Origin of the sequence: Pseudomonas sp. NPDC078700, from assembly GCF_044542375.1 — a bacterium.
GTDB lineage: Bacteria > Pseudomonadota > Gammaproteobacteria > Pseudomonadales > Pseudomonadaceae > Aquipseudomonas.
Genome location: NZ_JBITUI010000004.1, coordinates 252,447 through 278,988, shown reverse-complemented (window position 1 = coordinate 278,988; position 26,542 = coordinate 252,447). Strand labels below are relative to the sequence as shown.

Genomic DNA, 26,542 nt, shown 5'->3' with positions numbered 1-26,542 from the left:
AATATGCATGCGGATATGATCATTGTCGGTGCCGGCATGGTTGGCAGTACGCTGGCTCTGGCGATGCAGTCGAGTGGCCTGGAAATTCTGGTCGTCGACGGCAGCCCGATGAGCCTTGAACCATTCGATGCACATGCGCCGTTTGAGGCGCGTGTCAGTGCATTGTCCATGGCCAGTCAGCGGGTGCTTGAGCGCCTCAATGTGTGGCCGGGTATCGAGGCGCGCCGCAGCAGTGCCTATCGCGACATGCATGTTTGGGATGGTGCTGGCACCGGCAATATTCATTTCAGTGCGGCAAGTGTCCACGCTGAATCCCTTGGCCATATCGTCGAGAACCGCGTGGTCCAAGATGCGCTGCTCGAGCAGTTGCATGAAAGTGAGATCGGCCTCTTGGCTAATGCCAAGTTGGAGCAGCTGCGCCGCTCTGGTCATGAGTGGTTGCTGACGCTTGAGGATGGTCGTGAACTGCGCGCCCCCTTGTTGATAGCCGCAGATGGCGCGAACTCTGCGGTGCGCCGTTTAGTCGGCAGCGCGACGCGCGAATGGGATTACCTGCATCACGCCATCGTCACCAGCGTGCGCACTGAAAAACCGCATCAAGCCACAGCATGGCAACGTTTCACCGATGATGGTCCGCTGGCATTTCTGCCTTTGGCCTCTGATAAGCCAGATGAGCATTGGTCTTCGATTGTTTGGTCGGCAGTGCCTGCTGAGGTCGAACGTCTGATGGCTTTGGATGACGCGCAGTTTTGCATTGAACTGAGCAAAGCCTTCGAACAGCGCTTGGGTGCGGTGTTGCACTGCGATCGTCGGGTCGCTATCCCGCTGCGCCAGCGGCATGCCAAGCGTTATGTGGAGCAAGGTTTGGCGCTGATCGGTGATGCCGCGCACAGCATTCATCCGCTGGCCGGGCAAGGCGTTAACCTCGGCTTTCTCGATGCCGCCGTGTTGGCCGATGTGTTGCTGCATGCTCTGGCTCGTGGTGAGTCGCCTGCCGATGAGCGCGTCCTAAGCCGTTATGAGCGCCGACGGATGCCACACAATCTTGCCATGATGGCCGCGATGGAAGGCTTTGAGCGTTTGTTCCAGGCTGACCCGTTACCCGTGCGCTGGCTGCGCAACGCCGGGCTCAACTGGGTGGATGGTTTACCCGAAGCGAAGGCGTTATTTATGCGCCAGGCCCTGGGTTTAAGTGGCGACCTGCCAACCCTGGCCAAACCCTGACGTGCTTGTAAAGCCCGCCCGTACTGGGCGGCTGTAGCTGAGTAATGCGCCGTAACATCTGCTGGGCAGTCGTTTGTTGAGATGCTAAATGCTATTCAATATCATTTGCGCAATAACTTAACGACATGACCAAGAGGCAACGCCCATGCAGCCAAGCAAGCGATTACTCGCCGCGTTCACCCTGACAGCTTTAGCTGGGGGCGCTCAAGCCGCCGATGAAGTGGTGGTTTACTCTTCGCGGATCGACGAGCTGATCAAGCCTGTGTTTGATGCATACACTGCCAAAACCGGTGTGCCGATTAAGTTCATCACCGATAAGGAAGCGCCGCTGATTGCGCGGCTTAAAGCTGAAGGCGCTAACACCCCAGCCGACATGTTGATCACCGTGGATGCGGGCAACTTATGGCAAGCCGAGCAAGCCGGGGTGCTGCAACCCTTTAAGTCAGCGATCATCGACGCCAATATCCCTGCTCAGTATCGCTCCAGCACCGACAGCTGGACCGGTTTGTCGCTGCGCGCTCGGACCATCTTCTACTCAACCGATCGGGTCAAACCGAGTGAATTGTCGACCTACGAAGCCCTGGCCGACAAAAACTGGGAAGGTCGCCTATGCCTGCGCACCAGCAAGAAGGTGTACAACCAGTCACTGACTGCAACGCTGATTGAAACCCACGGCGAGAAGAAAACCGAAGAAATCATCAAAGGTTGGGTCGCTAACCTGGCCACTGATGTATTCCCTGATGACACCGCACTGCTGCAGGCCATTGATGCGGGTCAGTGTGATGTCGGTATTACCAATACCTATTACTACGGTCGCCTGCACAAGACCAACCCAGAGTTGAAGGTCAAACCGTTCTGGCCAAATCAGCAAGACCGCGGCGTACACGTCAACCTTGCGGGGGCTGGTATCACCAAGAATGCCCCCCATGCAGAGGCCGCCCAAAAGTTGCTGGAGTGGATGACGTCTGAAGAGGCTCAGGGCTTGTTCGCTGGCCTGAACCAGGAGTTCCCGGCGAACCCGAAAGTCGCCGCATCTGAAGAGGTTCAGGCGTGGGGGCCGTTCAAAGCGGATGCGATTCCGGTTGAAGTTGCCGGTAAGCGTCAAGCCCAAGCCATTATGTTGATGGACCGTGCAGGCTGGAACTAATTGAGGTTTCAGTAAGGCGATTGCTCGACGCCCCGGCACAGTCCGGGGCGTTGTTCTTTCTGATTTAAGGTTGTTCCGTGACCCATCCTGCCCAGTTTCGCTGGTATCCCATAACCTTTGTGATTGCCCTGTTGGTGCTGTTGCCGCTGACAGTGATGCTGCTCAGTTGGCATGAAATTGACCGCGAAATCTGGTCGCACCTGTGGCAAACGCAACTGCCACGGCTGATCAGCAACACTGTGGTGCTGGTGGTCGGCGTGGCGATAGGGGTCACCGTTTTGGGCGTGAGCCTGGCCTGGTTAACCAGCTTGTGTGAGTTTCCGGGGCGGCGCTGGTTGGACTGGGCGTTGATGCTGCCGTTTGCAATTCCTGCGTATGTTTTGGCTTTTGTTTTTGTCGGCCTGCTGGATTTTTCAGGGCCGGTACAAACCCTGCTTCGTGAGTGGTTTGGCAATGACTTACGCATTGCGCGTGTGCGCTCCACCGGCGGTGTGATTATCGTTCTGGTGCTGGTGTTTTATCCCTACGTTTACCTGCTGGCACGTAACGCCTTCCTCGCACAGGGTAAGGGCTTGATGGAGGCGGCGCGAGTGCTTGGGCATAGTCCATGGCGGGCATTCTGGCGGGTGGCCTTGCCGATGGCGCGTCCGGCAATTGGTGCTGGCTTGGCGCTGGCGATCATGGAAACCCTGGCCGATTTTGGCGCCGTTTCGGTGTTTAATTTCGATACCTTTACCACGGCAATTTATAAGACTTGGTACGGTTTCTACAGCTTGACCAGTGCCACCCAACTGGCCAGTTTGCTATTGCTGATGGTGATGCTGGTGCTCTATGGCGAGCGCCGTGCGCGCGGTGCAGTACGCCCCACCAATGAGCGCCCGCGAAGAGAAGCGCTGTATCGCCTTACAGGGATCAAGGCTTTGGCTGCAAGCGGATGGTGCTTGTTGGTCTTTGCCTGTGCGTTTGTGATTCCGCTGCTGCAGTTGTTGGTTTGGTTCTGGCAGCGCGGGCGCTTTGATCTTGATGAGCGTTACACGGGGTTGATCCTGCATACGCTCTATCTCGGCTCCTTGGCAGCCTTGGTGACTGTGAGCGTCGCTCTACTGCTGGCCTTTGCCCGTCGTTTGACCCCCACTCGGCTGATGCGCTCAACGGTAAGTCTGGCCAACTTGGGTTATGCCTTGCCGGGCTCGATGTTGGCGGTGGTGATCATGCTGGCGTTTAGTTACCTCGACAATGAACTGGTGATCCCGCTTTCAAAGCTTCTTGGCGGAGCAGGTAAACCGATGCTGTTAGGCAGTTTGGCCGCGTTGGTCTTGGCCTATCTCATTCGCTTTATGGCGGTGGCTTACGGGCCACTGGAAAACAGCCTGGGGCGTATTCGACCTTCATTGCCCGAGGCATCGCGTAGTTTGGGTGTTGGCGGGGTGAGGCTGTTCTTCCGGGTTTACCTACCTTTGTTATTGCCAGGTGCGTTATCTGCGGCGCTGTTGGTATTTGTTGATGTACTCAAGGAAATGCCCGCTACGCTGTTGATGCGCCCGTTCGGTTGGGACACTTTAGCGGTGCGAATTTTTGAGATGACCAGTGAAGGTGAGTGGGCACGCGCGGCATTGCCAGCGCTGACATTGGTCGCGGTAGGCTTGCTACCAGTGGTCGGTTTGATTCGTCGTTCTGCTCAGTCTCGCGGCGGATGATTAGGCTATTACAGGTGGTCGCGGTCAGTTAGGCCGCCCGCCCGACTGGCTGATATACACGGTCAAGATGACCTGCTCGCACCTTGTGGATACAATGCACGCCATTCGCTGCAGCCAACCTCATTAGAATGGGTGTTTGCATGTCGGCACCACACCTTGTCGTGTGGGCTCGCAAACAGTGCTGCAGTTTTGCCAAAGCCCGGAAGGAGAACCCCATGGGGCAGCGCACACCTCTTTATGACTTGCACCTTGCTTTGGGTGCCAAGATGGTCGACTTCGGTGGCTGGGATATGCCGCTGCATTACGGTTCGCAAGTTGAAGAGCATCATGAGGTACGCCGAGATTGTGGCGTGTTTGATGTCTCACACATGACCGTGGTGGATGTTCACGGCGACCAGGCAAAAATATACATGCAGCGCTTGCTGGCCAATGACGTTGAGCGTTTGCAGGGCCCGGGCCGGGCACTCTATAGCAGCATGCTCAACACCGAAGGCGGTGTAGTCGATGACCTCATGGTCTACCGCACCGATTTTGGTTACCGGGTGGTGGTTAATGCCGCAACGCGTGACAAGGATCTGGCCTGGATGAACCAGCAAGCCGAGCATTTTGCCGTGCAGTTGATCGAGCGCAGCGACCTTGCGATGTTTGCGATTCAGGGCCCCCATGCCCGTGAAAAAACCTGTGAGCAAGTCAGTCAGGCCTGCGCTGCGCTGATTCAGGAGTTGGTACCTTTTCAGGGCCTGCCTGAAGGTGACTGGTTTATCGCGCGCTCGGGTTATACCGGCGAAGATGGTTTGGAGATCATGTTACCCAGCGATCAGGCCGTAGCGTTTTTCAATGACCTGGTCGGTGCAGGGATCTCGCCAATTGGTTTGGGGGCCCGTGACACCCTGCGTCTTGAGGCGGGGATGAACCTGTACGGCCAGGACATGGATGAAAGTGTTACCCCTCTAGCCTCGAACTTGGCTTGGAGTGTAGCGTGGGAGCCTGCTAATCGTGATTTTGTCGGGCGTAATGCCTTGCAGCAGCAGTTGCAGCAAGGTGTTCCGACAAAACTGGTTGGTTTGGTCTTGGAGGAGCGCGGTGTATTGCGTGCTCACCAAGTGGTACGTGTTGATGGCGTCGGTGAGGGTGAAATCACCAGCGGAAGTTTTTCCCCGACCCTCAACAAGTCGATTGCCCTGGCGCGTTTGCCCGTTGCAACCTGTGAACGTGCCGAAGTTGAGATTCGCGGTAAGTGGTATCCGGTTCGAGTGGTCAAACCGGCCTTCGTCCGCCATGGCAAAGCATTGATTTAATCAGTATTGAGCAGCGCTGAAATTTCCTTCGGCGCTATTTTGCATGACCAACGGTTTGGCTGAAAGCTGTCGAAATTGCCAAGCCCTGCTAAATTTTCCTGACGGCGCGGTCGCCGTCATGCCTTATGAGGAATCCGACATGAGTAATATCCCCGCCGATCTGCGTTACGCCTCCAGCCACGAATGGGCTCGTCTAGAAGCCGACGGCAGTGTAACCGTGGGCATTTCTGACCACGCTCAAGAAGCCTTGGGCGATGTTGTCTTCATCGAGCTGCCCGAAGTCGGCAAAACCCTGGCTGCCGGTCAGGAAGCGGGTGTGGTTGAGTCGGTAAAAGCGGCATCGGATATCTACGCACCGATTGGCGGCGAAGTGATCGCGATTAATGATTCCTTGGCTGACAGCCCGGAAAACGTCAACACTGATCCTTACGCCAACTGGTTCTTCAAGCTTCAGCCAAGCGATGTAAGCGAGTTGGACAAACTGCTCGACGCAGATGCCTATAAGGCTGCGGCTGACGCCTAAAAAATCTGCCGCATCATGCTCAGGGTTTAAACCTTGATAGAGATAAATGCGTGCAGATAGTTGAGAGTTTTCTAAGCTAATAAGGCCTCGTCCTGTAGCGTTTGAACATCTGCTTGGATGATTCAGATGTGCGCAGTGGCGAGGTCTTGTTATTTCTAGAGGTTCTCAACATGCCTGCAATGCCGTCTTTGTCGCAACTCAAGCAGCCAGATGCATTTCTACGACGCCACATCGGTCCTGATGCCGCCGAGCAGCAAGCCATGTTGGCCGTACTCCAGGTGGCTAGCCGGGCTGCGTTAATTGAGCAGACTGTGCCGCCTTCGATCCGCTTGAATGGCCCCTTGGCATTGCCTGCTGCCCTAGATGAGCAAGCGGCGTTGACCAAGTTACGTGGCTATGCCGAGCAAAATCAGGTATGGACCAGCCTGATCGGCATGGGCTATCACGGCACCCTTACACCAACGGTAATAGTGCGCAATGTGCTGGAAAATCCAGGCTGGTATACCGCGTACACGCCGTATCAGCCTGAAATCGCCCAAGGCCGTCTTGAAGCCCTGCTGAATTTTCAGCAGTTAACCATCGACCTGACCGGACTTGAACTGGCCAGTGCATCGTTACTGGATGAAGCCACGGCGGCGGCTGAAGCCATGGCGCTGGCCAAGCGGGTTGCCAAGTCCAAAAGCAATCTGTTCTTTGTTGATCACAACTGCCACCCCCAGACTATATCTGTGGTGCAGACCCGTGCCGAAGGCTTTGGCTTTGAGCTGATCATTGCTGATGTCGCGACTCTCGGTGAGCACCAGGTATTCGGTGCGCTGCTGCAATACCCGGATACCCACGGCGAGATCCGCGACCTGCAGCCATTAATCAGCCAACTACATGCCCAGCAGGCGCTGGCCTGCGTCGCGGCGGACCTGATGAGTTTGTTGTTGCTGACCCCGCCCGGTGAGTTGGGTGCCGATGTGGTGTTGGGCTCGGCCCAGCGCTTTGGCGTACCCATGGGCTACGGCGGCCCCCACGCTGCGTTTTTTGCCACGCGCGATGCCTTCAAGCGAGCCATGCCCGGGCGCATTATCGGCGTCTCCAAAGACGCGCGTGGCAACATGGCCTTACGTATGGCGCTGCAAACGCGTGAGCAGCATATTCGCCGTGAGAAAGCCAATTCGAACATCTGCACCGCACAGGTCTTGCTGGCAAACATCGCCAGTTTCTATGCGGTGTATCACGGCCCACAAGGACTTAAGAGCATTGCTCAGCGCATCCACCGGCTCACTTCAATTTTGGCCGCAGGCCTGAAAAGCAAAGGCATAACGCGCGATAACCAGCACTTTTTTGACACCTTGACCTTGGACGTTGGCGGCAGTCAGACGGCGATTATTGAGTCGGCCCATGAAGCCCGGATCAACCTGCGCATATTGGGCCGCGGCAAGTTGGGCGTCAGCCTTGATGAGAGCTGTGATGAGCACACCGTTGAGCGTTTGTTTGCGCTGTTTTTAGGCGCTGATCATGGTTTGAGTGTTGAAGCGCTCGATGCCGGAGAGGTCGCCGAAGGCATTCCAGCTAACCTGCAGCGCAGCTCAAGCTATCTGACGCATCCGGTGTTCAACACCCACCACAGCGAAACCGAAATGCTGCGGTATATCAAGCAGCTTGAGAACAAAGACCTGGCGCTCAATCAGGCGATGATTGCGCTGGGCTCGTGCACCATGAAGCTCAATGCAACCAGCGAGATGATCCCGATCACGTGGCCTGAGTTTGCCAATCTGCACCCCTTTGCCCCTCTCGACCAGGCACAGGGCTATGCCTTGATGATCAATGAACTGGAAGAGTGGTTGCGCGCTATTACCGGCTTTGATGCGATCTGCATGCAGCCCAACTCGGGTGCCCAAGGCGAATACGCAGGCTTATTGGCGATCAGTAAATATCACCAAAGCCGGGGTGATACGCAGCGCAATATCTGTCTGATTCCGGCGTCGGCCCACGGCACCAATCCCGCGTCAGCGCAGATGGCCAGCATGCGTGTGGTGATTGTAGAGTGCGACGCTGAAGGCAACGTCGATCTTGGCGACCTCAAGCTCAAGGCGACCGAAGCGGGTGATCAGCTGGCCTGTTTGATGGCGACTTATCCTTCAACCCACGGTGTCTACGAGGAGGGCATTGTTGAAATTTGCGAAGTCATCCATGCCCAGGGCGGCCAGGTCTATATGGACGGAGCCAACCTCAACGCCCAGGTTGGGCTGGCGCGTCCGGCGGATATCGGTGCTGATGTTTCACACATGAATCTGCACAAAACCTTTTGTATTCCACATGGCGGCGGTGGCCCTGGTATGGGCCCTATCGGTGTTCGCGCGCATTTAGCGCCCTTTGTCGCCAATCACCCGGTGATAGAGCTCAAAGGCCCTAATCCTGAAAATACGGCGGTGTCTGCGGCGCCTTGGGGCAGTGCAAGTATTTTGCCGATCAGTTGGATGTACATCGCCATGATGGGCCCGCAATTAACCGACGCCACTGAGGTGGCGATACTCAGCGCGAACTACCTGGCGCATCAACTCAAAGATGCATTCCCCATACTATTCAGCGGCCGTAATGGCCGCGTCGCCCATGAATGCATTATTGATTTACGCCCACTCAAAGCGCAGACCGGCGTCAGTGAGGAAGACGTTGCCAAGCGTCTGATCGACTATGGTTTCCATGCGCCAACCATGTCATTTCCGGTGCCCGGCACGCTGATGATTGAGCCGACAGAGAGTGAATCCAAGCACGAGTTGGATCGCTTTATCGAGGCCATGCTGTGCATTCGTGCGGAAATCGCCAAGGTGCACAACGGTGACTGGCCAGAGGACGACAACCCGCTAGGTCGTGCACCGCACACGCTGGCGGATATGGTTGGAATCTGGGAGCGGCCTTACAGCATCGCCCAGGCCGTGACGCCGAGTGAGCACACGCGCGCGCACAAATATTGGCCAGCGGTGAATCGCGTCGACAATGTGTATGGCGACCGGAATCTGTTTTGCGCTTGTGTGCCATTAGATGCCTACCGTGAATAACCGGTAAGTTTGGAGCGCCGTGGCGGGCGCTACGAACGGGTTACGGGCTGGGTTCAACCAACAATAGGACGCCGTTTTGGCCTGTGACCCGCACCGTACTGCCCGCTGGCAGGTCGGGGCCGCTGACCAGCCATAGGGTGTCGCCGGCTTTGATTTTGCCGCGACCACTGTTGATGGCTTCATGCAGGGTGAACTGACGGCCAAGTAACTCGCTGCCACGGTCATTCAAACCTGGCTGATCAGAGGTATTTGCCGCCGTGCGTTGGCGTTGCCACCACAGCACGGCAGTCAACACTGAGAGCACGGCGAACAATACAAATTGCAGTGCCCACGGCAGGTCTGGAATGACATAGGTGATGACTCCCACCGCTGCCGCGGCAACGCCAATCCACAACAGGTAACCGCCAGCGCCGAAGACTTCTAGGATCAACAGCAGGGTGCCAAGCGCTAACCAGTCCCAGAATGTCAGGTGTTGCAGAAAATTGAGCATTACTGAGCCTGCTTGTCGCCGAACGTGGCTTTGATGATTTCGCCAATACCGCCGACCGAGCCGATGATCTGGCTGGCTTCAAGCGGCATTAACACCACTTTACTGTTATCGGCACTGGCCAGTTTGCCTAAGGCATCGACATATTTTTGCGCAACGAAATAGTTAACAGCCTGAACATTACCGTTGGCGATGGCCTCGGACACCATTCGCGTTGCTTCGGCCTCGGCAGCGGCCGCTCGCTCACGGGCTTCCGCTTCGAGAAAAGCCGCCTGACGTTCACCTTCAGCTTCCAGGATCTGCGCCTGTTTTTTACCTTCGGCGGTCAGGATCGCCGCTGAACGCGAACCCTCAGCTTCGAGGATCTGCGCACGCTTCAAACGCTCGGCTTTCATCTGACTGGCCATGGCGTTGACCAAATCGGCAGGCGGGGTAATGTCTTTAATCTCGATGCGGGTGATCTTGATACCCCAAGGCGCTGTGGCTTCATCGACGGTGCGCAACAGGCGCTCGTTGATTGCGTCACGCTGGCTGAGCATTGCATCGAGTTCCAGCGAACCCAGCACCGTACGGATGTTGGTCATCACCAAATTGCGGATAGCATGGTCGAGGTTGTTGACCTCATAAGCGGCTTGCGCGGCGTTGATCACCTGCGAGAAACACACTGCATCGATTTGCACGATGGCGTTGTCGGCGCTGATCACTTCTTGCGGCGGAATATCGAGCACGGTTTCCATCACGCTGAGCTTGCGGCCAATGCGGTCAACCAGCGGCACAATGATGTTCAACCCCGGCTTCAGGGTGTTGGTATAGCGACCGAAGCGTTCAACCGTCCATTGTGAACCTTGCGGCACAACCTTGAAGCCCATGAATACGATGGCGACTGCGAGGCCGACAAAAAGAAAGATGACGCTGCCGATTTCCATATGATCCATCCTTAAACTGGTTTGGCGTTGTGAGCCGCTCATCTAAGCACGGTTGAGTTTTTAATGTCGCCAAGTGGCTCTCAGCAGCGGCATGGCAACCCCAAAAAATCTTCTGGTTTCAGCTTTATAGCGCTGCCGACAGTGCCTGCGCTAGCGTTGTTCGCTTTGCGGGGTGACGCGCAGCACTTCTTCAATGGTAGTCAGGCCGGCGGCAACTTTTTGCGCGCCAGACAACCGTAGGCTGCGCATTCCTTCCTTAAAGGACTGGCGGCGCAGTGCAATAAGATCGGTCTCGGCGCTGAGCAGCGATTTAATCCCATCGTTAAGCAGCATGATTTCGTAAACCCCGGCGCGGCCGCGGTAACCGGTGTCACGACACTCCAGGCAACCCACAGCTTTATGCGCGCCAGTTGGCAACGGTGCATTCCAGGGCTTGGTCAGGCTTTGCCAATCGTCTTCATCCAGTTCGTGTGGGGTTTTGCAGTGTGGGCAAAGGGTACGCACCAAACGTTGGGCCATGACCCCCAGCAATGTTGCTTTAAGCAGATAGTGCGGCACGCCCAGCTCTAGCAAACGGGTAATGGCGCTAGGTGCATCGTTGGTGTGCAGGGTGGAGAGCACCAAGTGGCCGGTCAGCGCTGCCTGAATTGCCATTTCAGCGGTTTCCAGGTCTCGGATCTCGCCGACCATGATGATGTCGGGGTCCTGACGCATTAATGAGCGCACACCGCTGGCAAATGTCAGGTCAATATTGCTTTGCACCTGCATTTGGTTGAAGGCCGGCTCGATCATTTCGATGGGATCTTCAATGGTGCAGACGTTGACCTCATCGGTCGCCAGCTGTTTCAGGGTGGTGTACAGCGTGGTGGTTTTACCCGAGCCGGTCGGGCCGGTGACCAGAATGATGCCGTTGGGCTGGCCGGTCATGCCTGTCCAGCGTTTGAGGTCGTCTGCAGAAAACCCCAGTTGGTCAAAACTTTTTAACAGCACCTCGGGGTCGAAAATCCGCATCACCAGTTTTTCACCGAAGGCCGTCGGCATGGTCGACAGGCGCAATTCGACTTCGCCGCCGTCCGGGGTCTTGGTCTTGATCCGGCCGTCCTGGGGTTTGCGCTTTTCAGCAACGTTCATTCGGCCCAGGCTCTTCAAGCGACTGACAACCGCCATGGTCACCTGCGGCGGGAATTGATAAACCGTGTGCAGCACGCCATCGATCCGAAACCGTACGCTGCCTTGTTCGCGGCGCGGTTCGATGTGGATATCACTGGCGCGCTGTTGGTAAGCGTACTGGAACAGCCAGTCGACGATATTGACGATATGCGCATCGTTGGCGTCAGGCTCTTGGTCTTGCGCGCCCAAGTTGAGCAGTTGCTCGAAGTTGCCAGTGCCGCTGACCTTCATATCAACCGCAGTAGCACCCGTGACCGACTTGGCCAGCCGGTAAAATTCCACGGTGAAGCGCTGGATATCGACCGGATTGGCGACGACGCGCTTGATGGGCCGCTTGAGTACGTGGCGCAGGTCATCCTCCCAGCTGCGCATTAGCGGCTGGGCACTGGCGATGGTGACCGCTTCCTGATTCACCGCTACAGCCAGGATTTTGTGGCGCTGGGCAAAGGCGTAGGACATCAGCGGGGTTATGGAGGCCACATCAATTTTCAACGGGTCGATGCGCATATAAGGTTGGCCGGCATATTCGGCCAGCCAAACGGTCAGGCTTTCCAGATCGAGCTTCTTGCCTGGGCGGGCCAAGTCGTCGAGCTGCTGCGCGGCCAGAAACTCAAGTGGGTGCTGTTGGTTCTTGATTGCACTTCGCCGGATCGCCAAACACTGCTCGGCGCTGTCTTGATCAGCCCGGCCTTGCGTCACCAACTCACGCAATAGATCGCCGAGGTCAAGTACGCGGTCGGGTGTGGACGAAGTCAATACGGACATTGGGTTTCCTGCAGTCATTGCGTGATTGGCCTAGCTTGCAGCCAAGTGATCGACTTGTCAGCTAGTAGCGGCTGAATCTGTAGATTAGTCGGCTGCGCCAGAGTTCGGACTCAATTGATTATCCTCAGGCGGGGCGGTTCTGTGGGGTGCTGCGCTATGGCGTTCAGAGCGGGCGAAAACCCGATAAGCATTTTAGGCGATTATCGCCGCCGCGCCCCTTGCAGGCGCGACTTTAGAGGGTTTCTTTGCCGCGCTTACTTGACCAGTTGACGCCAAGACCTGAGGCTGGCAACGGCTATGGCTTGAGCTTTGCGAGCGCTCAGGCATTCGTCATCGATTTCCCGATGCGCCAATTCGCTGAGTTTGATCATCTCGCCGTACAGACGATCAACTTCGGCGACATCCAAGGTGCTGCGTGCCAGACGTAACCAAGCCAGTAAACGCTCAATGCGCGGCAGTTGCTCGGCAAGGTCCTCCGGCTGCTGTTGATAACGTTTGAGTTGCAGGCTTGCGCCTTCTTCGGCGATCAGGGTCGGCAACCAGTTGGCAAGCGGTGCGGCACCTTGGCGATTGCCTCGGTTGTTGCGCGCAACAGTCCAGCTACGGGCCAGCAACCAGCGCGACAGATTCAGTGAAAACTGCCCCCAACGCGTGTTGTTTAACTCTTCGGCGAACTGCGCAGGGGCACTTGCGCGCGCCGCTTCGTCCCACTGGCCGGCAAGCAGGCGTGGACGCCAGTCGTTCAGTAGATCGTCAAGTATCTGTCGCAGCTCGCTGCTGCTTGAGCGTGGGGCGGCTTGACCAAGGCTGCCGAGCAGGGCGCGCAGGTCAACCAGTTGCTCAAGCCAGTCGTTGAGCAAACGCCAGTGACCGTTGAAACGGTATTGTTCAGCCAGGCGCTGGCTGCTTCCCAGCAAGTGCCAGGCAATCGCTGTGAAGCTGTCATCAAGGCTTAGCTCGCCGTTCAGCGCTGGTGCTGGCAGGCTCAATGAATAGCTATTGGCGTCGAACAGGCGATAGCCGCGCTCGGCTTTACTGATGTCGCATGGCATCAACGGCAGATCAGCCGCGAGTTCTGCCGCCAATTCGAGCAGTGCTTCGGGTTCGCCCTGACGGAGTTCGAGCTCTAACTCGCAGATTTCTTCCTCTTTACCGTCGGCAATGACTTTGCCGAGGTCTAGCGCTGCCTCGATGACCACCTTGCTTTTGCCCCGGCCCCAAGCGATATCAGCCTTCAAGCGAGTAAAGTCAGTGGTGAAAATGGGTTTCAGCTGTTTTTTGTCGAGCCCGGCTAATGCGTCCGGCCAGCAGCTGTCATCAAGCTTCTTCACATCGAGCTTGGGTTTGGCCAAGTGCCAATCCCACTCATTGCGCTCTGACAGACCGGCTACACTTTGGCCACGGCTTTTCAGGGTTTGAATAAACGCGTCACCGTCGCGACGCAGGCGCAAAGCGACTTTTGCTTGAGCCAGATCACGACCGGGGGTATCAAAATATTGATTTAATAGCTCATGTTGCTCCCAGCCTACTTTGCTGCGTTTCTTCAGCAAAGGGTGAGCCCGCAAGGCTTCTAGGGTTTCACGGCTGATGCGTAACTTAATTTCTGTTTCTTTGAGCATGATGATGCGCTTTTACGCCTACTATAATTTGTGACAGTCCGATGACCGTGCTGGCGAGCACAAGGAGCGATCCGTATACTTGCCGCCTTCTTTAATCAGGGGTCCACCCTATGCCAATCAATCCGTTTGTAAGCCTGTTCGGTCGTTCACCCATCGGCCCTATGCAACAACACATCGCCAAAGCCCACGAGTGCGCGGCGAACCTCGTGCCATTTTTCGAAGCCGTTATGGCTGAAGACTGGGACAAGGTAGAACAGGTACAACAGGAAATGGCGCGGCTTGAAAACGAAGCCGACAAGCTCAAAAAGAGCGTGCGCTTACACTTGCCGAAGAACTTATTCCTGCCTGTGCCCCGTTCGGATCTGCTTGAACTGCTCAGTGTACAGGACAAAATCGCTAACCGTGCCAAGGACATTGCAGGTCTGATGCTTGGCCGGCGTATGACCATTGCTGCCACGTTGCAGCCGGAGATGCGCATTTATGTGCGTCGCTGTGTCGATGCCAGTGCTCAAGCGCTGAAAGCGATGAAAGAGCTCGATTCGTTGCTGGAGGCCGGCTTCGGTGGCCGCGAGGCGACGCTGGTTGAGTCGATGGTAATGGAGCTTGAAGAAATTGAGCGTGAAACCGACGTGATGCAAGTGTCGGTTCGTCGTGCGCTGTTCAAACTGGAAAAGGATCTTCCTGCAGTCGATGTAATGTTTCTCTACAAGGTCATTGAATGGCTTGGCGATGTCGCCGACCGCGCTGAGCGTGTAGGTAACCGACTGGAACAATTGCTGGCGCGCTAAGCGTCAGTGTTCTTTCTGGGAATGACGGAAATTATTTTATGTCTTTGATTGCGGACTACGGCTTCGTGCTCCTTGTCCTTGCCTGCCTTTTCGGTTTTTTCATGGCCTGGGGCGTCGGCGCTAACGATGTTGCTAATGCGATGGGCACCTCGGTCGGTTCACGGGCCCTGACCATTAAACAAGCGATCTTCGTTGCCATGATCTTTGAGTTTGCCGGTGCTTATCTGGCTGGCGGACAGGTGACTGAAACCATCAAGAGCGGGATTGTTGATGCGTCGATGATCAGCCCGGGCTTGATGGTACTTGGCATGATGTCGGCATTATTGGCCGCAGGAACCTGGCTGTTAGTCGCGTCTACCAAGGGCTGGCCGGTTTCGACCACTCACTCTATTGTCGGTGCGGTGATTGGTTTTGCTGCGGTTGGCGTGTCGTTTGATGCGGTGCATTGGTCGGGTGTAATGCCGATTGTGGCAAGCTGGGTCGTTTCTCCAGTGTTGTCAGGTTTGGTCGCATTTGGCGTGTTTATGAGCGTGCAGAAGCTGATCATCGATACCGATGAACCCTTCGTTAACGCTAAGCGTTATGTTCCGCTGTACATGTTCGCCACCGGTTTTATGGTCTCGATCATGACCATGACTAAAGGTCTCAAGCACATCGGGCTGGATCTCACCGGCGGTGAAGGCTTTATGCTTTCGGTCGCGGTCGGCGCTGTGATCATGATCCTGGGCATCATCTTGCTGAGCCGGATCAAGATTGACCTTGAAGCCGACAAAGACTTTCACTTCGCCAGTGTTGAGAAGGTTTTTGCGGTTTTGATGATTTTCACTGCCTGTTCGATGGCGTTCGCCCACGGTTCCAACGATGTCGCTAACGCTGTCGGTCCATTGGCCGCAATCGTCGGGGTGATCAACTCCGGTGGTGAAATGGTCGGTGCCAAAGCTGCGCTGCCAAGCTGGGTATTGCTGCTGGGTGCGGTGGGTATCGTGATCGGTTTGGCGACTTACGGTTACAAAGTGATTGCCACCATTGGCAAGGAAATCACTGAGCTGACCCCAAGCCGCGGCTTCGCTGCTGAGTTGGCGACGGCGACCACTGTGGTTGGTGCTTCGGCGATTGGCTTGCCCGTTTCGACGACCCACACACTGGTCGGCGCAGTCCTGGGTGTCGGCATCGCCCGGGGTATTGGTGCATTGAATCTGGGCGTGATCGGTAAGATCTTCATGTCTTGGCTGATCACCTTGCCGATTGGTGCAGCGCTGTCGATTTTCTTCTTCTTTATCTTGCGCGCGATTTTCGGCGGAGCCTGATAAAGCGGAAGTTTTGCCAACTCCGAATGGTGGCCGTTGTAGCGTGGTCAACGTAAAGCTTGGCCACCATGAGTTTCGAATATTCGCAGCTATTTATGACCGTTAATGGTGGCTGAAAAAAGCGTCAGCCACCCTGCAAGAGCGGCAGCCACCGACCGGGGACAGCGTTTTTAGCCTCGCAAACTCTGGGCTGGCAGTGGTAAATGAATTTGAGGGTTTAATCTCGGTAAGCCTTGCCTCTATGATGGGGTCTCGCAAGCGGAGACAGCCATGACCCTGCCCAGCTTTAAAGAACAATTCGCCGCGCTGATCGCAGCGCCATCGGTGAGTTGCACCCAAGCCCATTGGGATCAGACCAATCGCCCGGTTATCGACCTGCTGACCAGTTGGTTGGAGGACCTTGGGTTTGCTTGCGAAATACAGGAAATCACACCGGGTAAGTTCAACTTGCTCGCCAGTTATGGTTCCGGCCCTGGTGGGTTAGTGCTGGCTGGGCACAGCGATACCGTGCCTTTTGATGCCGCTCTGTGGCAAACCGATCCACTCAAGTTGACTGAAGTCGATGGCCGCTGGCTGGGGCTTGGTAGTTGCGACATGAAGGGCTTTTTCGCGTTGATTATCGAGGCTGTGCAGCCCTTGCTCGATCAGCCGTTCAAGCAGCCGTTGCTGATTTTGGCCACCTGCGATGAAGAAAGCTCGATGTCAGGTGCCCGTGCGCTGGCGGAGGCTGGCCGCCCACTGGGGCGTGCCGCTGTGATTGGTGAGCCGACAGGCTTGAAGCCGATCCGCATGCACAAAGGCATCATGATGGAGCGCATTGATATTCTCGGCCAAAGCGGTCATTCATCTGACCCAAGCCTCGGTCACAGCGCCCTTGAAGCCATGCAAGCGGTCATGGGCGAATTACAGCAACTGCGCAAGCAATGGCAGGCTGAGTTCAACAATCCGCAATTCAGCGTGCCGCAGCCCACCCTTAATTTGGGTTGTATTCATGGCGGCGACAACCCCAACCGGATTTGTGGCCAGTGCGCCCTTGAGTTTGACTTACGCCCGCTACCCGGCATGCAGCCCGAGATGCTGCGCAGCGCAATCAAGCAACGACTCAAGCCCTTGGCTGAGCAGCATCAAGTGAAGATTGATTACGCGCCGCTGTTTCCCAGCGTACCGCCGTTTGAGCAAGCCGCAGATGCCGAATTGGTGCGTTTGGCCGAGCGTTTAACCGGGCACCAGGCCGCTGCAGTGGCCTTTGGCACCGAAGCCCCTTATTTCCAGCAACTGGGTTGTGAGACGCTGGTGCTCGGCCCGGGTGATATTGATTGCGCTCACCAACCGGGTGAATTCTTGGAAATGTCACGTCTTGAGCCGACGGTGCGTCTGTTACGTGAACTGATTAAAAGCTATTGTTTAAACCCTGCAACCGAGCAACCCAAGCCTTAGGGCAATTACCTGGAGGAGTCCACGCGTGACGAAGTCTCAACTGCGACGATAAAACGGCATGGCTTTGCTATTTCATCTGTCTGGCGTCTTTAACATTTCTAAAGTGCCGTGTTCTGCGTCATGTACTCGACTCACAGGTTTTTTTGAATGCACGATTACGTAAATTGGTTGCGTCACGCTTCGCCTTACATCAACGCCCACCGGGACTGCACATTCGTTGTGATGTTGCCCGGCGACGGCGTTGCCCATGCTAACTTCGGCAATATCGTCCACGACCTTGTGCTGCTGCACAGTCTTGGTGTGCGCTTGGTGCTGGTCCACGGTTCGCGCCCGCAAATTGAAGCACGGCTGAATGCGCGTGGCCTGACGCCGCACTTTCATCGCGACATGCGCATCACTGACAGCCCAACGCTGGAGTGTGTGATTGATGCGGTTGGCCAGTTGCGTATCGCTATCGAGGCGCGCCTGTCGATGGACATGGCCGCCTCGCCGATGCAGGGCGCTCGCTTACGCATTGCCAGCGGTAACTTCGTCACCGCGCGGCCGATTGGTGTGCTCGATGGTGTCGATTATCACCACACAGGTGAAGTGCGGCGTATTGATCGCAAAGGCATTGGCCGTTTGCTGGATGAGCGCAGCATCGTCTTACTCTCGTCTTTGGGCTATTCGCCGACCGGCGAGATTTTCAATCTTGCCTGTGAAGACGTCGCCACCCGCGCAGCCATTGACCTGTCGGCGGATAAGCTGATTCTGTACAGCCCAGAGCTTGGCCTGCTCGATGAAAATGGCAACTTGGTGCGTGAACTGCTGCCGCAACAAGTGCCTGCATACGTGCAGCGCCTGGGCAGTGATTATCAGGCTGAATTACTCGATGCTGCTGCCCAAGCCTGCCGTGATGGCGTGCGCCGCACCCATATTGTCAGCTATATCGAAGACGGTGCGCTGCTCAATGAACTCTTCACCCGCACCGGTAACGGCACACTGGTGGCGCAGGAGCAGTTTGAGTCGATCCGTGAGGCGACCATTGAAGATGTCGGTGGCTTGATTGAGCTGATCAGTCCGCTGGAGGATCAAGGCATTCTGGTGCGCCGCTCAAGAGAAGTGCTTGAACGTGAGATCGAGCAGTTCAGTATCGTTGAGCGCGAAGGCATGATCATCGCTTGCGCCGCGTTGTATCCCATCGCAGATTCCGATTACGGCGAGCTGGCATGTTTGGCGGTTAATCCGGCTTATCGCCATGGTGGGCGCGGCGATGAGCTGCTTGAGCGTATCGAAGAACGTGCCCGGGCCATGGGCCTGAAAAACCTGATGGTGCTCACCACCCGGACCGCCCACTGGTTCCGCGAGCGCGGCTTTAGCCCAAGCGGCGTCGAGCGTCTGCCAGCTGCCAGGGCATCGCTGTATAACTTCCAGCGTAATTCCAAGGTGTTTGAGAAGCCGCTGTAAGGTGGAGCTTGAACGGCGTTATGTGCGGCGGAGCGAAAGGTTGGGGCAAAGGCTCGGGTTTAGCGGCGTCAATGGTGGCTGAAAACAGCGTCAACCACCCTACAAAAGCATCAACCATCCTGCGCGCATGACCGGCCGCCGATGTTGGCTTTTGTAGGGTGCGGCAACGCGAAGCTTGCCCACCATGGATCAGGCCACGCGGGGCTTGAGGTGGGGCAAAGGCTCGGGTTTTGCGGTGTAAATGGTGGCTGAAAACAGCGTCAACCACCCTACAAAAGCATCAACCACCCTGCGCGCACGACCGGCCGCCGATGTTGGCTTTTGTAGGGTGCGGCAACGCGAAGCTTGCCCACCATGGATCAGGCCGCGCGGGGCTTGAGGTGGGGGTAAGGGCTCGAGTTTAGCGGCGTCAATAGTGGCTGAAAACAGCGTCAACCACCCTACAAAAGCATCAACCACCCTACAAAAGCGTCAATCACGCTGCGCGCATGAGCGACTGCCGATGTTGGCTTTTGTAGGGTGCGGCAACGCGAAGCTTGCCCACCATGGATCAGGCCGCGCGGGGCTTGAGGTTGGCTAAAGGCTCGAGTTTAGCGGCGTCAATGGTGGCTGAAAACAGCGTCAACCACCCTACAAAAGCGTCACCACCCTACAGAAGCGTCAAGCGCCCGGGGATTGTTTTGGTTGTTCTGGCAAGAACCAGTTCAGCACCAATGCGCTGATGCCGCCGGTTGCGACGCCAGACTCCAGCACGTTGCGCAATGCCGCTGGCATATGGGCCAGGAATTCCGGTACCTGAGAAACGCCCAAGCCCAAGGCCAGCGACACCGAAATAATCAGCAGGGCGCGGCGGTCCAGTTGAATGCTGGCGAGAATATTGATGCCCGAAGCGGCAACCGCACCAAACATCACCAGAGCCGCGCCACCTAGCACTGGCTCAGGCACAGCCTGGATAATCCCGGCAACACTGGGGAACAGGCCGAGCAATACCAGCATGGCGGCAATCCACAGGCCGACATGGCGGCTGGCAACGCCGGTCAGTTGGATCACCCCGTTGTTTTGCGCAAATACCGAGCTTGGGAAGGTGTTAAAAACACCTGCCAGCAGCGAGTTAGCGCCATTGACCAGCACGCCACCTTTGATCCGTTGCATCCACTGCAGGCCGTCCACCGGTTTGCCGGAGATTTTGCTGGTGGCGGTAATGTCGCCAATGGCTTCCAATGAAGTGACCAGATAAATCACCAGCATTGGGATAAATAACGACCAGGAAAACCCGAGGCCGAAATGCAGCGGCACCGGCACCTGAAACACTGCTGCCTGATGCATGCCGGTGAAGTCCAGGCGACCCATGTAGGCGGCCATTGCGTAGCCTGCGGCCAAGGCGATAACAATCGCGCAACTGCGCATCCACACCACCGGAATGCGGTTAAGCAGCACAATGATCGCCAGTACAGTACCCGAAAGCATCAGGTTTTCGGAATTGGCGAAGGTGCCGTTGCCCATAGCCGAGAAGCCACCGCCCATGCTGATCAGGCCTACTTTAATCAGCGTCAGGCCAATCATCAGCACCACGATACCGGTGACCAGTGGAGTAATCAGGCGTTTCACAAAGGGCAGGATACGCGAGACGCCCATTTCAACAAATGAGCCGGCGATGACCACGCCGAAAATCGCCGCCATCACTGCCTCTACCGGCGTGCCTTGTTTGACCATCAGCGCGCCGCCCGCAATCAGCGGGCCGACAAAGTTGAAACTGGTGCCTTGAACGATCAGCAGTCCCGCGCCGAAAGGCCCGAACCGCTTGCACTGAACAAAGGTGGCGATGCCGGAAATCACCAGGGACATCGACACAATCAGGTTGGTGTCGGGGGCAGACACGCCCAGTGCCTGACAAATCAGCAGGCCCGGAGTGACGATAGGGACGATGATCGCCAGCAAGTGCTGCAGCGCTGCAACCAAGGCAACAAAGGGCTTTGGCCGCGCATCGGGGCCGTAGACCAATTCGCTCTGAGTGGGTGCTGAGCTAGGGGAGTCTGCCTGAGAAGTCATAGGACCGTCCGCAAAAAAGCCGCGATTCTACAGAACTGCGGCTGATAGGACGATAGCGAGCTGACCTGAGGCGCGGCGTGCGCTTGAACGTGCACTATTTGCCTGCGGATAAAACGACAGAAGCCGCTAAATAGCGGCTTCTGTCAGTGCAGGGGTTGTTGCTTACTCGACCAATTTATCCAGCAATGCCTTGTCGCGCACTGCGCCTTTGTCGGCGCTGGTGGCGAGCAGGGCGTAGGCCTTGAGTGCTGTGGTCACCTTGCGGGTGCGCGGCGCTGCTGGCTTCCAGCCTTTTTTGTCTTGTTCGGCGCGGCGTGCTGCCATTTCCTCATCGCTGATCAACAAGTTGATGCTGCGCTGGTGAATGTCGATCAGCACCTTGTCGCCTTCCTGTACCAGACCAATCGCACCACCGGCGGCAGCTTCTGGCGAAGCGTGGCCGATAGACAGACCCGAGGTGCCACCGGAGAAACGACCGTCGGTGAGCAAGGCGCAGGCTTTGCCCAGACCCTTGGATTTCAGGTAGCTGGTTGGGTAGAGCATTTCCTGCATGCCCGGGCCGCCTTTAGGGCCTTCGTAGCGGATGATGACGATATCGCCTTCTTTGACTTCGTCATTGAGGATGCCTTTAACCGCGCTGTCCTGACTTTCGAAGATTTTGGCGCTGCCTTCAAATACGTGGATCGATTCATCGACGCCCGCGGTTTTAACTACGCAGCCATCGAGTGCGATGTTGCCGTACAGCACAGCCAGGCCGCCTTCTTGCGAGTAGGCGTTGGCAACGCTGCGGATACAACCGTTTTCGCGATCGTCATCGACTGTGTCCCAACGGGTCGACTGGCTGAAAGCAGTCTGCGTCGGGATGCCAGCGGGGCCTGCGCGGAAGAAGGTGTGTACCGCTTCATCTTTAGTCTGGGTGATATCCCACTGGGCGATCGCCTCAGCCATGTTCGGGCTGTGAATGGTCGATACATCAGTGTGCAGCAAGCCGCCACGGGCCAGTTCGCCAAGGATCGAGAAAATCCCGCCAGCACGGTGCACATCTTCCATATGGTATTTCTGGATGTTCGGCGCCACTTTGCACAGTTGCGGGACTTTGCGTGACAGGCGATCAATATCGCGCAGGTCAAAGGCGATTTCGCCTTCTTGCGCAGCGGCCAGCAAGTGCAAAATGGTGTTGGTCGAGCCACCCATGGCGATGTCCATCGTCATGGCATTCTCGAATGCCTTGAAGTTGGCCACATTGCGCGGCAGTACCGAGTCGTCGTTTTCGCCGTAATAACGTTGGCACAGCTCAACGACCAGACGCCCGGCACGCAGGAATAGTTGCTCGCGGTCAGCGTGGGTGGCCAGTGTCGAGCCGTTGCCCGGCAGCGCCAAACCCAGTGCTTCCATCAGGCAGTTCATCGAGTTGGCGGTGAACATGCCCGAGCAGCTGCCGCACGTTGGGCAGGCGCTGCGCTCGTATTCGGCGACTTTTTCATCGGATGCGCTTTCGTCAGCCGCAATCACCATGGCGTCAACCAGATCCAAACCGTGGCTGGCGAGCTTGGTTTTACCGGCTTCCATTGGGCCGCCGGAGACGAATACCACGGGAATGTTCAGGCGCAAGGCAGCCATCAACATACCGGGGGTGATTTTGTCGCAGTTGGAGATGCAGACAATGGCGTCAGCGCAGTGGGCGTTGACCATGTACTCAACTGAGTCGGCGATGATTTCACGGCTTGGCAGCGAATACAGCATGCCGTCGTGGCCCATGGCGATGCCGTCATCGACTGCGATGGTGTTGAATTCTTTAGCCACGCCGCCGGCTTTTTCGATTTCGCGGGCAACGAGCTGGCCCATGTCCTTGAGGTGGACGTGGCCAGGTACGAACTGGGTGAAAGAGTTGGCGACGGCAATAATCGGCTTCTTGAAATCCTCATCCTTCATGCCAGTGGCACGCCAAAGGGCACGGGCACCAGCCATGTTGCGGCCGTGGGTGGAGGTTTTCGAGCGATAATCAGGCATGACGGGTTCCTGCAGCTAATAACGGTTGGCGGGAGCCTGTAAAAACAACTGGGGCGGGTAATGCAGTGGTTTTTACAAGCGCCCTTAAATACGTAGGGTGAGCCGGGTTCAGGCACAACGCAAACGGAAATATCCGGGTGTCGGTCTGAGGTCGTCAGTGACGCAGGGTGGGCGTGGGACGACCAGCTCCGCCAAGGTGTGGCAGGAGAGCTCTGATTCTAATCCCTGCAAGCGGTTTAGCGAAAGGGTTGCGGCGACTGATGGACGGGTAGTTCACTTGCCAGGCATAGCCTGGCGGTGAAGTAAGGCGCTGACTAAGCCTCGACGCCTCGTAATCGAGCCGAGCGTCTGCGTAGCAACTCGATGGTCACCAGCATGATGATCGAGAGGATGATCAAGAGCGTGGCAATCGCCAGAATGCTCGGGTTGATCTGCTCACGAAGGCCTGAAAACATTTGCCGGGGAATGGTGCGTTGCTGCGGCCCGGCCATAAACAGAATCACCACCACTTCATCGAATGAGGTGATAAAGGCGAACAGCGCACCAGAAATAATGCCGGGGCGAATCAGCGGCATGATGATGTCCCAGAACACCCGCACTGGCCGTGCGCCGAGGTTTAATCCGGCGCGCACCAGGGAGTAGTCGAAGCCTGCCAAGGTCGCCGTTACGGTGATGATGACAAAGGGCGTCCCGAGGGCGGCGTGGGCCAGAATCACGCCAAGGTAGTTACCCGCCAAACCCAGGTCTGAGTAGAAGAAGAACATGCCAGCGGCGGTGATGATCAACGGCACAATCATCGGTGACAGCAGCAAGGCAGTGATCAGGCGTCGCGCGGGCATGTCATCCCGGGCCAGCCCTACCGCAGCGCAGGTGCCTAAGGCGGTGGCGATGAGGGTCGCGCAAATGCCAATAAAGAAGCTGTTCTTGATTGCCAGAATCCATTTGGGATCGCTGAAAATCGCGCTGTACCAACGCAGCGAGTACGCCTCAGGTTGAAACGTCAGCATGCCCTTGGTGAAGCTAAAGAAAGGCTCGACGTTAAACGACAGCGGAATAATCACCAGAATCGGCATGATCAGGAAAAACAGCACCAACCAGGATGTGCTCTTCAGCAGCCAGTTGCCGAGCCGATACCAGAAACCGAAATATGCAGGGGCCTTGGCCATGGTCTAACCCAACTTAATATTGCTGGCGCCGACGAACCGGTCGTACACCCAGTAGAGCAACAGAATCAGCGCGAGCAGCAACGAGCCCAGCGCAGCGGCTAGCTCCCAGTTGTTCGAGCGCTGCATGTGGAAGGCGATGATGTTGCTGATCATTTGGCCATCGGTACCGCCGACCAGTGCCGGGGTAATGTAGTAGCCGACCGAGATGATAAACACCAATAGGGCTCCTGCGCTGAGGCCGGGCAGGGTCATGGGGAAGTAAATCTTGGTAAACGCCGGGATAGGTTTATCACCCAGCGACAAGGCGGCGCGCATGTAGCTGGGGTCAATGCCGCGCATCACGCTGTACAGCGGCAAAATCATAAAGGGCAGCAGAATGTGGGTCATCGCTACCACCGTGGCAAACGAGGTGTAGAGCATCTCAAACGGCTCATTGGTCAAACCGATGCCCATCAGAAACGAGTTAATCACCCCGTTGGTCTGCAACAAGGCTATCCATGCGGTGGTTCGCACCAGCAGTGATGTCCAGAACGGCAGCAGGACCAACACCAGCAACAAGTTGGCACGGTTCTCAGACAAACTGGCCAAGTAATAAGACAGCGGGTAGCCCAATGCGGCGCAGAGCAGGGTGATGACCAACGCCATGGTCAGGGTTTTACTGTAAAGCTGCAGGTAAATCTGGGTTTCTTCGCGAACCTGAAGGCCGGTGTCGGGTTTGAGTTCGAGGTCGAGTGCGGTCAGGTAATAGTCGTAAGTGTACTTCTCACCTGCGCGCTGTATTGCATACCAGAGGTCGGTGCGTTGCCACTTTGGGCTGGCGGCGAGCAAGGTTGTGGCACCTTTGTCACTGAGGTCATCGCCCTTGAGTTTGCCCACCTTACGCGCAGTCGATTTCACTACGCTGGACATGCCGGTGTAGGCACGGTTTATCTCTTCTGCGAGCTTGCCTGAGAGGCGCTCTTTGGCCAGGCCATTAAGCTCGACAGCAAAAATTTGCAGGGTGTGTGGGTTGGGTACTTCTTTGCCGTCCCAGTCTTTTAGGGCATTGAGGGTATGCGGAATCAGCTCGGCCACAGTTGGGTGATGCACGCTACGCCAGAGCATGCTGGCGATGGGCGCAACGAAGGTCAGCAAAATAAACACCAGCAGTGGCACCACGAACATAAACGCGGTGATGCGTTTTTTGCGCTGTGCGCTGGCTGCTTGCCTGGCTTCAGTGGAGGTTAACGATGACAAGCCTGAACTCCGTCGATAAGTCGTAAATCCAGCCGGGCGGTTAAGCTCGCCCAGCTGGCTTTTTTCAGGTTAATTACTTGAGCAACCACTCGTTGAATTTCTCACCGAGTGACTCGCCGTAGTCAGCCCAGAACTCAGAGCCGGCACGGATGCCTTGATCCAGGTGCGCTGTCGGCAGGTGCGGCGCTGCGGCTGGGTCCATCATCGGTGTCGAGGATTTACGGGTTGGGCCGTACGCCACGTCACTCATGCCCGCCAGCGGCTTGGATTGGGTGGCGTAGGCGATGAACTTGAAGGCCAGGTCTTTTTTCGGTGAGCCCTTGAGCACGGCCCAGGCGTCGAGGTCATAGACGTGACCATCCCAGACGATTACGAAAGGTTTGCCTTCTTTGCGGATTGAGTCGTAGAAGCGACCGTTAGCCGACTGCACCAGTACGGCACCGCCATCGTTGAGCAGTTGTGGCGCTTGCGACCAGGAGTCGAACCAGACAATGTCTTTTTTAATGGTGTCGAGTTTTTTGAAGGCGCGCTCCTGGCCTTCAGGGGTCGCCAACACTTCATAGACATCTTTAGGTGCAACGCCGTCCGCTAACAGTGCCCATTCCATGTTGACCTGTGGGCGCTTACGCATGGCGCGCTTGCCAGGTATTTTTGCGGTGTCGAAGAAATCACCAATGCTGGTCGCTTTGGTGTCGCCGATGGTCTTTTCGTTGTAGGCGAAGACCACCGACCAGACGATGTTGCCGATGGCGCATTCGTTGGAGAGTGCATCGGGGATGAAGTCTTTTTCTGCCGGTGTGCCATCTACCCCAGCAGGCAGAATGTCATGGGGAATGGTTTCGAGTAGTCCCTCGGAACAGGCGCGCTCAAGGTCGATAACCTCAACGTCGACCACATCCCACTGAATATTGCCGGACTCAACCTGAGCCTTCATCTCGGCAACGCCGCCGGAGTAGTCCTCGAACAGTACCTTGACCCCAGTGTCTTTCTGGAACGGGTCAATCATGTGGGTTTTCTGCGCTGCGCCATAAGCGCCACCCCATGAAACAACAGTCAAGCTGTCTTCGCCGTGGGCACCAAACGACGCCAAACCCATGGCAGCCGTAAGGGCGAAAGCGGAAATACTGGTGCTTAGTGATCTAGCCATATCAGTGCTCCATTACCTGTTTTTATGTGTTGGAAAACTACTGTTCTAGAGAT

Annotated in this window: 19 protein-coding genes; 10 read left to right on the top strand and 9 right to left on the bottom strand. The window is 56.5% G+C overall.

The window, feature by feature from the left end:
* Positions 1-3: 3 nt before the first annotated feature.
* The 6 genes from ACIGCM_RS15395 to gcvP all read left to right on the top strand — a co-directional run bounded on the left by ACIGCM_RS15395 (position 4) and on the right by gcvP (position 8,936).
* On the top strand, positions 4-1,224 hold the full coding sequence (locus tag ACIGCM_RS15395) for a 2-octaprenyl-3-methyl-6-methoxy-1,4-benzoquinol hydroxylase (protein WP_397502959.1): 1,221 nt from the start codon (positions 4-6) through the stop codon (positions 1,222-1,224).
* A 145-nt stretch (positions 1,225-1,369) separates the two neighbouring features.
* On the top strand, positions 1,370-2,371 hold the full coding sequence (locus ACIGCM_RS15390) for an extracellular solute-binding protein (protein WP_397502958.1): 1,002 nt from the start codon (positions 1,370-1,372) through the stop codon (positions 2,369-2,371).
* Positions 2,372-2,448: 77 nt separating this feature from the next.
* On the top strand, positions 2,449-4,068 hold the full coding sequence (locus ACIGCM_RS15385) for an ABC transporter permease (protein WP_397502957.1): 1,620 nt from the start codon (positions 2,449-2,451) through the stop codon (positions 4,066-4,068).
* Between the two features lie 215 nt (positions 4,069-4,283).
* Complete coding sequence (gene gcvT, locus ACIGCM_RS15380) at positions 4,284-5,366, top strand: glycine cleavage system aminomethyltransferase GcvT (RefSeq protein WP_397502956.1); 1,083 nt, start codon at positions 4,284-4,286, stop codon at positions 5,364-5,366.
* Between the two features lie 139 nt (positions 5,367-5,505).
* Entirely contained in the window at positions 5,506-5,889 is a 384-nt protein-coding gene (gene gcvH, locus ACIGCM_RS15375) for a glycine cleavage system protein GcvH (protein WP_397502955.1), read from the top strand.
* Positions 5,890-6,059: 170 nt separating this feature from the next.
* Entirely contained in the window at positions 6,060-8,936 is a 2,877-nt protein-coding gene (gene gcvP, locus ACIGCM_RS15370) for an aminomethyl-transferring glycine dehydrogenase (protein WP_397503313.1), read from the top strand.
* A gap of 40 nt (positions 8,937-8,976) precedes the next feature.
* On the opposite strand, the gene ACIGCM_RS15365 is transcribed toward gcvP, so the two are convergent.
* From ACIGCM_RS15365 to ACIGCM_RS15350, 4 genes are all read right to left on the bottom strand, one after another.
* Positions 8,977-9,426, bottom strand: a complete 450-nt coding sequence (locus tag ACIGCM_RS15365; RefSeq protein WP_397502954.1) for an NfeD family protein — start codon at positions 9,424-9,426, stop codon at positions 8,977-8,979.
* Positions 9,426-10,349 carry an SPFH domain-containing protein gene (locus ACIGCM_RS15360; RefSeq protein ID WP_397502953.1) on the bottom strand — a complete coding sequence of 308 codons (924 nt, stop codon included), beginning with the start codon at positions 10,347-10,349 and terminating at the stop codon, positions 9,426-9,428. Before ACIGCM_RS15360 ends, ACIGCM_RS15365 begins: the two co-directional genes overlap by 1 nt.
* A 150-nt stretch (positions 10,350-10,499) precedes the next feature.
* The gene (locus tag ACIGCM_RS15355; RefSeq protein ID WP_397502952.1) at positions 10,500-12,284 is read right to left on the bottom strand and encodes a GspE/PulE family protein; all 1,785 of its coding nucleotides are present in this window, start codon (positions 12,282-12,284) and stop codon (positions 10,500-10,502) included.
* Positions 12,285-12,538: 254 nt separating this feature from the next.
* Positions 12,539-13,903 (bottom strand): inorganic triphosphatase, encoded by a 1,365-nt coding sequence (locus tag ACIGCM_RS15350; RefSeq protein ID WP_397502951.1) that lies wholly within the window; start codon positions 13,901-13,903, stop codon positions 12,539-12,541.
* Between the two features lie 110 nt (positions 13,904-14,013).
* Here ACIGCM_RS15350 and ACIGCM_RS15345 point away from each other — a divergent pair, with 110 nt between their 5' ends.
* From ACIGCM_RS15345 to argA, 4 genes are all read left to right on the top strand, one after another.
* The gene (locus tag ACIGCM_RS15345; protein WP_397502950.1) at positions 14,014-14,691 is read left to right on the top strand and encodes a TIGR00153 family protein; all 678 of its coding nucleotides are present in this window, start codon (positions 14,014-14,016) and stop codon (positions 14,689-14,691) included.
* A 38-nt stretch (positions 14,692-14,729) separates the two neighbouring features.
* Positions 14,730-15,998, top strand: coding sequence for an inorganic phosphate transporter (locus ACIGCM_RS15340; RefSeq protein ID WP_397502949.1), 1,269 nt, complete (start codon positions 14,730-14,732; stop codon positions 15,996-15,998).
* 270 nt (positions 15,999-16,268) lie between these two features.
* Positions 16,269-17,435 (top strand): acetylornithine deacetylase, encoded by a 1,167-nt coding sequence (gene argE, locus ACIGCM_RS15335; protein ID WP_397502948.1) that lies wholly within the window; start codon positions 16,269-16,271, stop codon positions 17,433-17,435.
* 147 nt (positions 17,436-17,582) lie between these two features.
* Entirely contained in the window at positions 17,583-18,881 is a 1,299-nt protein-coding gene (argA, locus tag ACIGCM_RS15330) for an amino-acid N-acetyltransferase (protein WP_397502947.1), read from the top strand.
* Positions 18,882-19,541: 660 nt separating this feature from the next.
* On the opposite strand, the gene ACIGCM_RS15325 is transcribed toward argA, so the two are convergent.
* The 5 genes from ACIGCM_RS15325 to ACIGCM_RS15305 form a co-directional block, all read right to left on the bottom strand.
* Positions 19,542-20,930, bottom strand: a complete 1,389-nt coding sequence (locus ACIGCM_RS15325; RefSeq protein WP_397502946.1) for a nucleobase:cation symporter-2 family protein — start codon at positions 20,928-20,930, stop codon at positions 19,542-19,544.
* A 162-nt stretch (positions 20,931-21,092) separates the two neighbouring features.
* Positions 21,093-22,940, bottom strand: coding sequence for a dihydroxy-acid dehydratase (ilvD, locus tag ACIGCM_RS15320; RefSeq protein WP_397502945.1), 1,848 nt, complete (start codon positions 22,938-22,940; stop codon positions 21,093-21,095).
* Between the two features lie 314 nt (positions 22,941-23,254).
* Positions 23,255-24,106, bottom strand: a complete 852-nt coding sequence (locus ACIGCM_RS15315) for an ABC transporter permease (protein ID WP_397502944.1) — start codon at positions 24,104-24,106, stop codon at positions 23,255-23,257.
* Positions 24,107-24,109: 3 nt separating this feature from the next.
* Entirely contained in the window at positions 24,110-25,342 is a 1,233-nt protein-coding gene (locus ACIGCM_RS15310; protein ID WP_397502943.1) for an ABC transporter permease, read from the bottom strand.
* A 73-nt stretch (positions 25,343-25,415) separates the two neighbouring features.
* A complete protein-coding gene (locus ACIGCM_RS15305) occupies positions 25,416-26,489 on the bottom strand; it encodes an ABC transporter substrate-binding protein (RefSeq protein WP_397502942.1) in 1,074 nt (357 codons plus the stop codon).
* Positions 26,490-26,542 lie beyond the last annotated feature (53 nt).

Coding starts and splice junctions, on each gene's coding strand:
- ACIGCM_RS15395 (WP_397502959.1), top strand. CDS start 4: ATGCATGCGGATATGATCATTGTCGGTGCCGGCATGGTTGGCAGTACG.
- ACIGCM_RS15390 (WP_397502958.1), top strand. CDS start 1,370: ATGCAGCCAAGCAAGCGATTACTCGCCGCGTTCACCCTGACAGCTTTA.
- gcvT (WP_397502956.1), top strand. CDS start 4,284: ATGGGGCAGCGCACACCTCTTTATGACTTGCACCTTGCTTTGGGTGCC.
- gcvH (WP_397502955.1), top strand. CDS start 5,506: ATGAGTAATATCCCCGCCGATCTGCGTTACGCCTCCAGCCACGAATGG.
- gcvP (WP_397503313.1), top strand. CDS start 6,060: ATGCCTGCAATGCCGTCTTTGTCGCAACTCAAGCAGCCAGATGCATTT.
- ACIGCM_RS15365 (WP_397502954.1), bottom strand. CDS start 9,426: ATGCTCAATTTTCTGCAACACCTGACATTCTGGGACTGGTTAGCGCTT.
- ACIGCM_RS15360 (WP_397502953.1), bottom strand. CDS start 10,349: ATGGAAATCGGCAGCGTCATCTTTCTTTTTGTCGGCCTCGCAGTCGCC.
- ACIGCM_RS15355 (WP_397502952.1), bottom strand. CDS start 12,284: ATGTCCGTATTGACTTCGTCCACACCCGACCGCGTACTTGACCTCGGC.
- ACIGCM_RS15350 (WP_397502951.1), bottom strand. CDS start 13,903: ATGCTCAAAGAAACAGAAATTAAGTTACGCATCAGCCGTGAAACCCTA.
- ACIGCM_RS15345 (WP_397502950.1), top strand. CDS start 14,014: ATGCCAATCAATCCGTTTGTAAGCCTGTTCGGTCGTTCACCCATCGGC.
- ACIGCM_RS15340 (WP_397502949.1), top strand. CDS start 14,730: ATGTCTTTGATTGCGGACTACGGCTTCGTGCTCCTTGTCCTTGCCTGC.
- argE (WP_397502948.1), top strand. CDS start 16,269: ATGACCCTGCCCAGCTTTAAAGAACAATTCGCCGCGCTGATCGCAGCG.
- argA (WP_397502947.1), top strand. CDS start 17,583: ATGCACGATTACGTAAATTGGTTGCGTCACGCTTCGCCTTACATCAAC.
- ACIGCM_RS15325 (WP_397502946.1), bottom strand. CDS start 20,930: ATGACTTCTCAGGCAGACTCCCCTAGCTCAGCACCCACTCAGAGCGAA.
- ilvD (WP_397502945.1), bottom strand. CDS start 22,940: ATGCCTGATTATCGCTCGAAAACCTCCACCCACGGCCGCAACATGGCT.
- ACIGCM_RS15315 (WP_397502944.1), bottom strand. CDS start 24,106: ATGGCCAAGGCCCCTGCATATTTCGGTTTCTGGTATCGGCTCGGCAAC.
- ACIGCM_RS15305 (WP_397502942.1), bottom strand. CDS start 26,489: ATGGCTAGATCACTAAGCACCAGTATTTCCGCTTTCGCCCTTACGGCT.